Source organism: Mucilaginibacter conchicola, from assembly GCF_003432115.1.
GTDB lineage: Bacteria > Bacteroidota > Bacteroidia > Sphingobacteriales > Sphingobacteriaceae > Mucilaginibacter > Mucilaginibacter conchicola.
This window is the reverse complement of sequence record NZ_QWDC01000003.1, coordinates 336029-346969: the sequence shown is the minus strand read 5'-3', so window position 1 is coordinate 346969 and position 10941 is coordinate 336029. Positions and strand designations below refer to the sequence as shown.

Here is a 10941-nt window from a genome sequence, read left to right as displayed (position 1 = left end):
TAATAGTGGTACAAATATGTTTAAAAAATACGTGTACCCGAAATGGATTTATGCAATAAACACACAAGTGGTATTACTGGTTAACCGGCTGTATATTAAGTGGTTTTTTGGTTGATAGCGCGCCTGCAAGCGATAACAAAGCGCCCGCAAACAACACATACCAGCCCCATTTAAAAGCTATTTGCTTTGCCAGAAAACCACTAACACCTTTAAACGGCACAAAACTGAAGGTAGTTTTTACTTTAAACACCGCTGCTACAAATAACAAAGCAACCAAAATAACGGCTGCGTATGCAGCTATTTTGGTTACCTTAACCTGGTTTAACACCGTACACAAAATACCTATTACCCCTACCAGCAGCAATACCATGCCATAAGGTTGGTTAAGCTTGTAAACATTCATGTTAAACAAGTGGAATGGCCTTAACAGCGGGCAAAATGTAGCCACTATTAAAATTAAAAAGCCAAGCAGGGCTACAAGTGATGAAGGTCGCATTGTGGGGTATGGTGTGTATTGGTAATTATCTGGTGATCTCCATTTTATCGGCAAAGTGGGCGCAGTAATCGCGCAGGTCTTCTACAATGTTTTGCTCGCCGGTGGCGCGCAGAAACGTATCGCCCATGGTTTGCAAGGTTTCGTAGAAAAAACGCTTCATTTCATCAACCGGCATCTCTTTTGTCCACAGGTCAATTTTCATGGTGTTTTTATAGCTCGGGTCCCAAACAGAAAGCATCATGGCTTTTACAGGTACAGCATCCTCACCTTTTGAGTCGGTCGATGTCCATACAATTTTTTCGGGCACGTTATTATCGTCGAGGGTAACGGTTAGCTTTATTTCAGCTGTTTTCATTTTCAATTAGTGATTGAGTGAGTTAGTGATGGAGTGATCTCTTATCTGCACATCTGCATATTTGAAATTTGCACATCTGTCATCATTATTTAACAAGGAAAAAAATAATCAGCACCAAAGTTATAAAGCTTAGCTCTACAATCCACAGGTTTTTGGTGATGGCGAAGAAATTACGGAAAATAAGATCCAAAAATGACACAACAAAGCCAAACAGGATAAAGATCCAGGCAATGGTTGCGCCCCAGTTGCCGCTTGGCATACCCGTTATTTTAGCGCCTGTAATAAAAATATATGCTGCCGCGATAAAGAAAAACGCAGTAGCAAAATTTAACGGACTTACCCTGAATTTACGCTGAATACTATTTCCGGCCTGATCGTTTTGCTCCGCCATATTTTTTGGAAGGTTTTTTATTACTTGGATGATTGGGGTTACGTTTAGCTTTCTCAGCATCAAATTTCTTATGCTGATTAGCTGATTTCTTTTCGTGGAAGGCTCCTTTAAAATCGGGGTCTTCCTTGCGTTTCTGCATATCTATCTCACGTGCCTGATCCTGGCGTTCCTGGTAAGGTGTTTCTTCAATGAAAACATCTGCAGGGATCTCCAGCACCGGGATGGTTTGGCGGATAAGCTTCTGAATTTTATTAAGATAATATTGCTCTGATGGTGTGGCAAAAGTTACCGCAACACCTTTGTTAAAGGCCCTGCCTGTACGACCAATACGGTGTACATAATCCTCAATCACCACCGGTACATCAAAGTTTATTACGTGGCTCACATCACTCACATCTATACCCCGCGATGCCACATCGGTTGCCACCAATATTTTCACCTCATCATTCTTAAACGAGTTAATGGAATTGATGCGCGTATTTTGCCCTTTATTGGCATGCAGTACCTTCACTTCGGCCTCACCAAATTTGCGGGTCAAAAATTTAAAGATATCTTCGGCCACTACCCTTGTTTTACAGAAAATGATGAGCTTTTTAATATCATCTTCCCTATCTAACAAGTTTTTAAGCAAGTTTATTTTGGTTTTGATATTGGGCACCTGGTATAGTTGCTGCTCCACCGTTTCGGCGGCAGTAGCCTGTGGCGTTACCTCTATCACGGTAGGGAACTCCAGAAAGTTGCCTGCGAGGCTGTGCACCTTATCGCTCATGGTGGCTGAGAAAAGCAAATTCTGGCGTTTTACCGGCACCACCTCTAAAATGCGGTTTATCTGTGGCATAAAGCCCATATCCATCATCTTATCAGCCTCGTCCAACACCAGGGTTTGGAGTTGCTTGGTAACAATGTGGCCTGCAAGATAAATATCCAGGAAACGGCCCGGTGTAGCCACAATAATATCCACACCTTTATTTACCTGTTCTATCTGCGTTTTTGGGCCTAAGCCGCCGTATAATACAACAGTACGTAAATCGGTATTGGCCGCAAAGGTGCGGATGTTCTCTTCTATCTGCATAGCCAGCTCGCGCGTTGGCGATACGATAAGTGCTCGCGGGTTTTCGCCTTGTGCGTATTTCAGCTTCATCAGGAGCGGCAACACGTAGGCGGCGGTTTTACCCGTACCGGTTTGTGCAATGCCCATTACATCCTGCCCGTTCAAAATCGGCGGGATGGCTTTTTGCTGTATGGGAGTGGGCTGCGTGTAACCGGCATCGGCTATGGCATTTAAGATCTGCCGGTTAAATTTAAAATCATCAAAAGTTTCTGCCATGGGCGCAAAGATACGCTTTTGCGTTTAGAGATCAGGTTTCTTGTTAATCTGATGCTACAGAAAGCGTCCTGCTTGCACAGCAAAAGATGGTCTTATTTTTACTTTTTAATTTTGACTTTTGACTTAACCTTGTATCAAAACCGCCTTATCTCCCGTAAAAGGCAAAAAACTATCTTCGCTCTCTTAAATACAAAGCATGAAAAAAACTCTACTTTTTATCTTTTCCGTTTTCCTTGTTAGCACTGCATCAGCACAAATTGGCAAAGGCCAGAAATACTTTGGCGGTAGCCTTTACGTGAATTACGACCGTGATGGCAATACCACAAACTACACCTTCCCTACCGGCACTACTGTTTACACGCAGAGAAATCTCTTGAATTTAAATATCAGCCCCGAGTTTGGTTTCTTTCTTAACAATCACTGGGCATTAGGCATACAGCCGGGTTATTCAAGAATATCAGGTACAGAAATCTCCAGCTTTTACTCGGATACCAACACCACCCAAAACTTTACCACCACGCATGATTACCACACCGATTACGTTGGCCTTACTGTAAACCTGCGTTATTACTGGATGCTGAGCGATAAAGTGGGTATCTTCCCGCAGTTTGGTGTTAGTTCGTCGCATGTACTTAATGATTTTACCAACGGTGGTCTTTCCATTGGCGGCGGCCCTAACCTGGTGTTCTTCCCTACCCAAAAACTGGGCGTTAACATGGGTTTCGGTAATGCCAGCTACAACTATAACTATCGCAGCGGCAATACTGTGCTTAACCTCAGCCTTAGCAACACCTTTACGTTTGGGTTAAATTACTACTGGGGCGGGAAGTAGAGTCAAGAGTCAAGATGATTTCATCATAATATCTTAAGCAAAGATTCTTTTGTCTTGATTCCTGACTCTTGCATCTTGGTTCTTAATTCTAAAATCTTGATTCTTTACTTCCTGATTCTTGGTTCCCTCAAAACCTTATATTTGCTCCATGTCAACTATCCTCATAAAAGCAGCAACCATAGTTAACGAAGGCAATGAATTTATCGGCGATATACTGGTAAAAGATGGTTTTATTGAACGCATCGGCAGCAGCATCAACGCCCCTGCCGACCGTGAGATCAACGCCGAAGGCCTGCACCTGTTACCCGGCGCAATTGACGACCAGGTGCATTTCCGCGAGCCGGGCTTAACGCATAAGGGTAATATTTACACCGAATCGCGTGCGGCAGTTGCGGGTGGTATCACTTCTTTTATGGAGATGCCTAACACCGTACCCAACACCCTTACGCAGGAACTACTTGAAGAGAAATACCAGATCGGTGCTAAAGATTCGTTAGCTAACTACTCGTTTTTTATGGGTGCCTCTAACGATAATCTGGATGAGGTTTTAAAAACGGATATCAAAAACGTTTGCGGTGTAAAAGTTTTCATGGGTTCATCAACCGGGAACATGCTGGTTGATAACCGCACTACACTGGAGAACTTGTTTGCCAACTCGCCCATGTTGATAGCTACCCACTGCGAGGACGAGGCGACCATCAGAAGAAATCTTGCGCATTACAAGGAATTAATGGGCGATGATATTCCGGTGCGCTACCATCCTATCATCCGCAGCGAAGAAGCCTGCTACCTGTCATCATCAATGGCGGTAGAGCTGGCTAAAAAACACAATACACGCTTGCATATCCTGCATATCTCAACAGGTAAAGAAACGCACCTATTCAGTAACGATATCCCGCTGGCCGAGAAACGCATTACCGCCGAGGCTTGTATCCACCACATGTGGTTTAGCGATGCAGATTATGAGACCAAGGGCAATTTTATTAAATGGAATCCCGCAGTTAAAACCGCCGCCGATCGCGATGAAATATTAAAAGCCGTATTGGATGGCCGCATAGACGTAATTGCCACCGACCACGCCCCACATACCCTTGCCGAAAAAGAACAAAACTATTTGCAGGCACCATCCGGCGGGCCACTGGTACAACACGCGCTGGTTGCAATGCTTGAGCTTTATCATCACGGTAAAATAACGCTTGCGCAAATAGCTGAGAAAATGGCGCATAACGTTGCCACCATTTTCCAGGTAGAAAAACGCGGCTTTATCCGCGAAGGTTATTGGGCCGATCTTGTACTGGTAGATCTGAATAAACCATGGCAGGTAAACAAAGGCAACATACTTTACAAATGCGGCTGGTCGCCGTTTGAGGAAGCTACTTTCCGCTCGCAGGTTGTAAGCACTATTGTATCGGGCAACCTGGCTTACGAGAACGGCAGTTTCACTAATGAGAAAAGCGGACAAAGGCTAACGTTCAACAGATAATGGATACAAAAGATATATACGAACGCTGTAACCAGTTGATCGAAGAACTGAGCAGGTTTGATGCTTCTATGACAGAGATCGGCCCTGCTATTAAAGATCATCGGCTTCGCGAATTTGAAAAACAGATAGGATTTGAACTCCCTTTGGATCTTAAATATTTCCTCACTGTAAACAATGGTGTAAGCCTGATGGGAGTAGAGATTTTAGGGTTAGATGAGGTTAACCAGGGTCAATCGTTAAATGAGGTCTATCAATTTGAGCACTTTGAAGTGGATAATAAAATGCCGATGCATTACCTGCCCATCTCGCCGGATGGAATGGGCAACCACTATTGCCTTGATCTGCCGAAATTAGAAAACGGACTATGCCCGGTAGTATTCTGGCAGCACGATTATGAATACGCATCTCTTGATGAGGTAGAAACCTGCAACCCAAACTTTATGGAATGGGTACAGGAAGTAGTAATTGACTGGACTTTGATGGACTATAATTACGACGGCTCTGAGAAATAAAGTTAAGCCCCCTCTAAATTGCGTAGCATTCATGAACGCCAACAAAAAAACATCGTGAATAATCTCCCCCGACAGGGGAGACTTAAAACACAGTCTTTAAGCCCCTCTCCTTCGGAGAGGGGTTGGGGAGAGGCTTACCCCTCTTAATTCACCGCTATATAAACTTTCGTATCCACATCCTTTTCGCTTTTAAAGGTATGCACTTCAAAATCTGAAGTGTAAGCCCTGTTCTCGGCCGTATCCCAGATGCGTTGCCATACCTCGCCGAGGTTGGCGGGAAAATTACTGTCGGCGGGTTCAAATACCTCGTAACGTGCGTTAGGGATAGCTTTACCGGTTATACCTTCGGGCAGGTATTCTATCGAGGTTACTTTGTAGCCTAAAATACAGGTATAGTAATCATTGTGGTCGCTACGATAATCGGTGTAAACGCAGTAGATCTCATTACCTTCGCGGTCTTCCAGTTTATCGGCTATGCCCTCGCTCATTAAACGGTGCCAAAGCGCGCCTATATCGTTCATGGCCTGGCCATCTTTATTAATGGTGCGTACTTCTAAGCCCGCCACAAAAAACGCAGGGACATTCTCAAATTGGTTTGCCATAATTATGCTTCTAATATTTTCTTTAATCCGCCCAATACCATCTGCCAGTTCTCTTCAGAATGCTTTCTGGATGCTTCATCTTTTATATTATCCTGCGTTAAGGTAAGCGTGGTAACGCCGCCATTTTCATCAAGCGAATAACTTACATCGGCGTAATTCTCCGGCTTGTCTTCAGTGCCACTCATACTGCTCCAGTAGCTGTACTTTACGTATTTGCCCGGATCAATTTCTTTTATTGTGCCCTTATCCTGATACTTCTTACCTTCCCACTCGCCGCTAAAGGTGATGGGGCTGCCGGCTTTCCAGTCGGAGCTTACGGTAGTACCAAAAAAATACTGTTTTACAATTTCAGGGTCGGTTAGGCCTTTCCAAACCTCGGCCTGCGGCGCATTAATGCTGATGCCGGTTGTTAATGTTAGCTTTTCCATTTTCTGTAGACGCTTAGTTTTTTAATAACATACCAGCAAAGAAAAGGTGTGTTTTGACAACAGTATGTCAGGATGTGTGAAGTTGAAAGTAAAATCTCCTTCAGTTCTTCGTTAGGAATGGTTTCAGTGGAATGAGTCGTTAGTGGATGTACTTTTTCTTTTTCCGCAAAAGAAAAAGTACCAAAAAGAAAACTCGCGACTTGGTAACGCGCTACAACGTTAGTGCTACTTCAATGCCTGTGCTATCCGCACGTTACACTATGTCGCATTTCTCCTATAACGTTGAGTCAGTGCTTTCCTTTTGTTCCCTTGTCAGCAAAAAAGCTTCGGATGAAAGTGGGCAGAACAATGGTGGCCTTGGGCTGCTGCAAGGGCATTGCGGAATCTATTATAGAAGCGGGGGCCTGAGCGCAAAAGGGTAATAGATTTCCAGCCCGTGGTTCTGACCGGTTTGCAGGGTAAAGGCACTGTGCGAAAAGAAGCCTCTTTGCTGACTTGATCTTTTGCTTCTTTTGTATCAAGACAAAAGAAGTAGCCTCTGCGGCAATGAGCAGACTAACGTTGACTAAGCACAGACTTATCCTAAATAGATTGCTTCGTACCTCGCAATGACGTGTGGGGTCAGGTTTCAATATCTACCCCCCCAGCCCTCTTATTCACAGCATCCAATAATTCAACAACCCTGTCCCTTAAAAACGCGGGACTAATAATATCAGCTGTATCACCGAACATGATGTACCAGCGGGCAAGGCCTTCGGGGTACATGGTAAGGAAGGTCATTTCTATTTGGTCGCCCACTTCTTTTTCGGATACAAAGCCGTGGTAATATTTCTGGTAATTCACAAATGGGATGGTCTTTTTATCCACCCGCATCACTATGGTTTCCAGTTTATGTTCTGATGCTGTTTGGGCAATGTATTCTTTAAGTGTGGGGTGATTTCCCTCAAACTTACTGGTGGTTTCGGTGAGCGACTGAATCCTATCGAGCCTGAAATCGCGATAATCATTCCGCATGCGGCAGTAGGCTATCAGGTGCCAAAAGCTATCCAGGTAAAATATCCCGATAGGCTCAATTTCGCGTTTGGTTTGCACCTGGGTATAGCCTGCAGTATATTCGATACAAAGCACGGTTTTGCTGATGATGCCGTTAAGGATGGTTTGGATATGATCCTGGTTATCCACCCTTTGCTGGATGTTGCTTTTAAACACCTCGATATTGCCTTCCATGCTATCCAGCAGGTCCTTCTCTGATGTTTTGAGGATAGCCCTTATCTTGTACATGGCAGAGCGGTGCTGCGCAGCGGTAGAAGCATCCGTCATTTGCTCAACAAACTTTTCGGCAGTCAAAAAGGCGGTAGCCTCTTCGCGGGTAAACATAATGGGTGGCAAACGATAGCCATCAACCAGTGAATATCCTACCCCGGCCTCTCCTATTACGGGCACGCCGGCCTCTTCTAACGAACGCACATCGCGGTAAACAGTGCGCAGGCTAATGCCGAACCGCTCTGCTATATCGCTGGCTTTTACCACCCTGCGCGATTGCAGTTGTATCAAAATGGCAGATATACGATCGATGCGGTTCATGCCTCAAATTAAATAAAAAACACCTTACCTTAGTAAAAATGTTAATTAAATTATGGCAACTGAGAGCAACGATAACATCATAACATTTGAACGCTACTACGACCCCATGCTGGCGCACATTGTACGCACGCGACTGGAAGATAACGGCATCCCCTGCTTTATTGCAGATGAGAACGTTATAGCCGCCAACCCAATGTTCAACAACGCTGTAGGCGGTATCAAACTAAAAATATTTGAGCGCGATCTTGAGCGTTGCAAACAAATACTTGCCCTTGAAGGCGACCTGCATGAACGCGACCACATAGAAATTGACGAAGACGACCAGGCCGTTGCCTGCCCCTACTGTGCATCAACCAACGTAAAACACCGTTTGGCTGATGACACCACATCGGGCATATCGGGTTTGCTATCGACCCTATCCGGACTGTTGTCTTTTAAAGGAAAAAGCGAATGGTATTGTTATAATTGCCAAAGAGAGTTTGATTAATCATCTAATTAAATGTTCCCAAAGTAACAGAGCCGACTCACCCGGTCTACACTACGTTGGACCACCCTCTCTTCGCTGCGCGAAAAGAAGGTAAAATCAAATAATTCTTCTTGCCCTCTTTACGCTCGCGTAGAGAGGGTCGACAAGCGTAGCGATGTCGGGGTGAGTCCCCAAGCGCATGTAAGAGCGCATTAAGTGTATTTTTTGTATAAAACCTGATACATTATCTCAAGCTTCCTGCAGTTTACTATATTTAACCTTATGTACAACCGCCGTAAATTTTTAAAACTTTCTGCAGCAACTGCTTCTGTGGCAGCTATTTCAAGATCAGCCATAGCAAAAAACATCTCAGCGCCCGACGAAAATAAGTTCCCGATAGTAATATCTACCTGGGATTTTGGCGTGCCGGCTAACAAAGCAGCCTGGAAAGTATTGGAAAAAGGTGGCCGCGCAGTTGATGCCGTTGAGGCGGGTGTACGCATCCCGGAGGCAGATATGCATAACCATACCGTTGGCCGCGCAGGTTACCCTGATAGGGATGGTTTTGTTACCCTTGATGCTTGTATTATGGACGAGAACGGTAACTGTGGTGCAGTTGGTGCCATGCAAGATATTGCCCACCCTATCTCCGTTGCCCGTTTGGTGATGGATAAAACCCCGCACGTAATGCTGGTGGGCGATGGTGCACGCCAGTTTGCTATTGAGCAAGGCATTAAACCCGAAAAATTACTCACCGAAGAATCAAAAGCGGCTTGGAAAAAATGGCTCAAAAAAGCCGAGTATTCGCCGGTAATGAATATCGAAAACAAACAGGCACGCCAGGGCAGCAAATATAACCACGACACCATTGGTATGCTGGCACTTGATGCAAAAGGCAACATTGGCGGTGCGTGTACCACCAGCGGCATGGCATTTAAAATGCACGGCCGTGTGGGCGACAGCCCGATAATTGGTGCGGGGTTGTACATAGATAATGAAGTTGGCGGCGCTACCTCAACCGGTGTTGGCGAAGAGGTGATCCGTAACGTAGGCAGCTTTTTGGTGGTTGAACTGATGCGCCAGGGCCTATCTCCCGAGGATGCATGTAAAGAGGCCGTAGCCCGTATCATCAAAAAGAAACCGGAGATAGCCAAACAGATCCAGGTGGGTTTCCTTGCCATCAACAAAAAAGGCGAATACGGTGCCTATGCGCTGCAAGACGGCTTCTCGTTTGCGGTATGCGATCAGAACAAGCAAGACTTGATCATCCCCGGCAAATATTTTTATAAGGACGGTAAATAAAACTGTGTTTTGTACATTTGATGCATTACGGCAGATATTGGTCTGCCCTTACATCTACGCCCTATGACATCTGAACCATCTAAAGTAAACCTCGAAGTTTGTGCTAACTCGGCAGCCTCTGCTATTGCGGCACAGGAAGGTGGCGCCATACGTGTTGAACTTTGCGAAAACCTTGCCGAAGGCGGTACTACTCCATCAGCCGGGCAAATTTTGTTAGCCCGCAAACACTTACATATAAAACTTTACGTGCTGATACGCCCCCGTCGTGGCGATTTCCTGTACAGTGATCTGGAGTACGAGATCATGCAGGCCGATATCCGCAATTGCGTTGAGGCCGGTTGCGATGGCGTGGTGATAGGCATGCTGAAAGCCGATGGCAGCATCGATAAAGAGCGCTGTGCCGAACTGGTGCGCTTTGCCAAACAATGGGGACTGGGCGTAACCTTTCACCGTGCGTTTGATATGTGTAACGATCATTTTAAGGCGCTTGAAGATATTATTGAAATAGGCTGCGATCGCATCCTTACATCAGGCGGTAAAACCACCGCCATGGAAGGAGCCAGCACTATTGCCCATCTGGTTGAACAGGCTGCAGGCCGCATCAGCATTATGGCCGGCAGTGGCGTAAGCGAAAGCAACGTAGCCGACCTGGTACATTTCACCAATGTTACCGAAGTACACTCCTCAGCCCGTGCCCGCGTGCAAGGCGGTATGCAATATAAAAACGACCATATTCTAATGAGCGAAGGCCTCAGCGACGAGTTCAGCCTCGATTTAACGAGTGTTGAAAGGGTTAAAAAGATCTTGGAAGAGGCGAATAAGTAGGTTGACCTCCAACATGTCATTGCGAGCGATAGTGTGGCAATCTCTTTAAGATCAGTTCTTCGTTAGGAATGCAAGTAAAAAAAAGAATCGTCAGTGGATGTTAATTTCTTTTTTTCCGCTAAAAAGAAGTAACCAAAGAAAAAACTCGCGGCTACGGTAACGCGCTACAACGGTTATGCTTTATCAATTTCCTGCTATCCGCACGTTACACTATGCCGCAGTGTTCGGTGTCGTTGGGTTCATCACTATATTTTCATATACTAATTGTCATTCTGAGCGTAGCGAAGAATCTATTATCTGTACAGAGAACACGGTTTGATTCTTTGCTACGCTGACGC

13 protein-coding genes are annotated in these 10941 nt (G+C 45.2%); 6 read left to right on the top strand and 7 right to left on the bottom strand.

What is annotated here, in order from left to right; all coding sequences use genetic code 11:
* Positions 1-73 precede the first annotated feature (73 nt).
* The 4 genes from D0C36_RS18215 to D0C36_RS18200 form a co-directional block, all read right to left on the bottom strand.
* Entirely contained in the window at positions 74-496 is a 423-nt protein-coding gene (locus D0C36_RS18215) for a hypothetical protein (protein WP_147322037.1), read from the bottom strand.
* 25 nt (positions 497-521) lie between these two features.
* On the bottom strand, positions 522-851 hold the full coding sequence (gene gldC, locus D0C36_RS18210; RefSeq protein WP_117393088.1) for a gliding motility protein GldC: 330 nt from the start codon (positions 849-851) through the stop codon (positions 522-524).
* A gap of 85 nt (positions 852-936) precedes the next feature.
* Positions 937-1242 carry a hypothetical protein gene (locus D0C36_RS18205; protein ID WP_117393087.1) on the bottom strand — a complete coding sequence of 102 codons (306 nt, stop codon included), beginning with the start codon at positions 1240-1242 and terminating at the stop codon, positions 937-939.
* Positions 1211-2569, bottom strand: a complete 1359-nt coding sequence (locus tag D0C36_RS18200; RefSeq protein ID WP_117393086.1) for a DEAD/DEAH box helicase — start codon at positions 2567-2569, stop codon at positions 1211-1213. Before D0C36_RS18200 ends, D0C36_RS18205 begins: the two co-directional genes overlap by 32 nt.
* Positions 2570-2765: 196 nt before the next feature.
* Here D0C36_RS18200 and D0C36_RS18195 point away from each other — a divergent pair, with 196 nt between their 5' ends.
* From D0C36_RS18195 to D0C36_RS18185, 3 genes are all read left to right on the top strand, one after another.
* On the top strand, positions 2766-3401 hold the full coding sequence (locus tag D0C36_RS18195) for a hypothetical protein (RefSeq protein WP_117393085.1): 636 nt from the start codon (positions 2766-2768) through the stop codon (positions 3399-3401).
* 148 nt (positions 3402-3549) lie between these two features.
* Entirely contained in the window at positions 3550-4884 is a 1335-nt protein-coding gene (locus D0C36_RS18190; protein WP_117393084.1) for a dihydroorotase, read from the top strand.
* Positions 4884-5396 (top strand): SMI1/KNR4 family protein, encoded by a 513-nt coding sequence (locus D0C36_RS18185; protein WP_117393083.1) that lies wholly within the window; start codon positions 4884-4886, stop codon positions 5394-5396. Before D0C36_RS18190 ends, D0C36_RS18185 begins: the two co-directional genes overlap by 1 nt.
* A 143-nt stretch (positions 5397-5539) precedes the next feature.
* Here D0C36_RS18185 and D0C36_RS18180 read toward each other — a convergent pair whose 3' ends face one another.
* The 3 genes from D0C36_RS18180 to D0C36_RS18165 all read right to left on the bottom strand — a co-directional run bounded on the left by D0C36_RS18180 (position 5540) and on the right by D0C36_RS18165 (position 8010).
* On the bottom strand, positions 5540-5998 hold the full coding sequence (locus D0C36_RS18180) for a GyrI-like domain-containing protein (RefSeq protein ID WP_117393082.1): 459 nt from the start codon (positions 5996-5998) through the stop codon (positions 5540-5542).
* A 2-nt stretch (positions 5999-6000) separates the two neighbouring features.
* On the bottom strand, positions 6001-6426 hold the full coding sequence (locus tag D0C36_RS18175; protein WP_117393081.1) for an SRPBCC family protein: 426 nt from the start codon (positions 6424-6426) through the stop codon (positions 6001-6003).
* Between the two features lie 621 nt (positions 6427-7047).
* Positions 7048-8010, bottom strand: coding sequence for a helix-turn-helix transcriptional regulator (locus D0C36_RS18165; RefSeq protein WP_117393079.1), 963 nt, complete (start codon positions 8008-8010; stop codon positions 7048-7050).
* A gap of 52 nt (positions 8011-8062) precedes the next feature.
* Here D0C36_RS18165 and D0C36_RS18160 point away from each other — a divergent pair, with 52 nt between their 5' ends.
* The 3 genes from D0C36_RS18160 to D0C36_RS18150 all read left to right on the top strand — a co-directional run bounded on the left by D0C36_RS18160 (position 8063) and on the right by D0C36_RS18150 (position 10603).
* A complete protein-coding gene (locus D0C36_RS18160) occupies positions 8063-8497 on the top strand; it encodes a putative signal transducing protein (protein WP_117393078.1) in 435 nt (144 codons plus the stop codon).
* A 261-nt stretch (positions 8498-8758) separates the two neighbouring features.
* Positions 8759-9778 (top strand): N(4)-(beta-N-acetylglucosaminyl)-L-asparaginase, encoded by a 1020-nt coding sequence (locus D0C36_RS18155; protein ID WP_117393077.1) that lies wholly within the window; start codon positions 8759-8761, stop codon positions 9776-9778.
* A 63-nt stretch (positions 9779-9841) separates the two neighbouring features.
* On the top strand, positions 9842-10603 hold the full coding sequence (locus D0C36_RS18150) for a copper homeostasis protein CutC (RefSeq protein ID WP_117393076.1): 762 nt from the start codon (positions 9842-9844) through the stop codon (positions 10601-10603).
* Positions 10604-10941: the final 338 nt, after the last annotated feature.

Excerpts from the sequence above, each read along its gene's own strand:
- D0C36_RS18215 (WP_147322037.1), bottom strand. The coding sequence starts at position 496 with ATGCGACCTTCATCACTTGTAGCCCTGCTTGGCTTTTTAATTTTAATA.
- gldC (WP_117393088.1), bottom strand. The coding sequence starts at position 851 with ATGAAAACAGCTGAAATAAAGCTAACCGTTACCCTCGACGATAATAAC.
- D0C36_RS18205 (WP_117393087.1), bottom strand. The coding sequence starts at position 1,242 with ATGGCGGAGCAAAACGATCAGGCCGGAAATAGTATTCAGCGTAAATTC.
- D0C36_RS18200 (WP_117393086.1), bottom strand. The coding sequence starts at position 2,569 with ATGGCAGAAACTTTTGATGATTTTAAATTTAACCGGCAGATCTTAAAT.
- D0C36_RS18195 (WP_117393085.1), top strand. The coding sequence starts at position 2,766 with ATGAAAAAAACTCTACTTTTTATCTTTTCCGTTTTCCTTGTTAGCACT.
- D0C36_RS18190 (WP_117393084.1), top strand. The coding sequence starts at position 3,550 with ATGTCAACTATCCTCATAAAAGCAGCAACCATAGTTAACGAAGGCAAT.
- D0C36_RS18185 (WP_117393083.1), top strand. The coding sequence starts at position 4,884 with ATGGATACAAAAGATATATACGAACGCTGTAACCAGTTGATCGAAGAA.
- D0C36_RS18180 (WP_117393082.1), bottom strand. The coding sequence starts at position 5,998 with ATGGCAAACCAATTTGAGAATGTCCCTGCGTTTTTTGTGGCGGGCTTA.
- D0C36_RS18175 (WP_117393081.1), bottom strand. The coding sequence starts at position 6,426 with ATGGAAAAGCTAACATTAACAACCGGCATCAGCATTAATGCGCCGCAG.
- D0C36_RS18165 (WP_117393079.1), bottom strand. The coding sequence starts at position 8,010 with ATGAACCGCATCGATCGTATATCTGCCATTTTGATACAACTGCAATCG.
- D0C36_RS18160 (WP_117393078.1), top strand. The coding sequence starts at position 8,063 with ATGGCAACTGAGAGCAACGATAACATCATAACATTTGAACGCTACTAC.
- D0C36_RS18155 (WP_117393077.1), top strand. The coding sequence starts at position 8,759 with ATGTACAACCGCCGTAAATTTTTAAAACTTTCTGCAGCAACTGCTTCT.
- D0C36_RS18150 (WP_117393076.1), top strand. The coding sequence starts at position 9,842 with ATGACATCTGAACCATCTAAAGTAAACCTCGAAGTTTGTGCTAACTCG.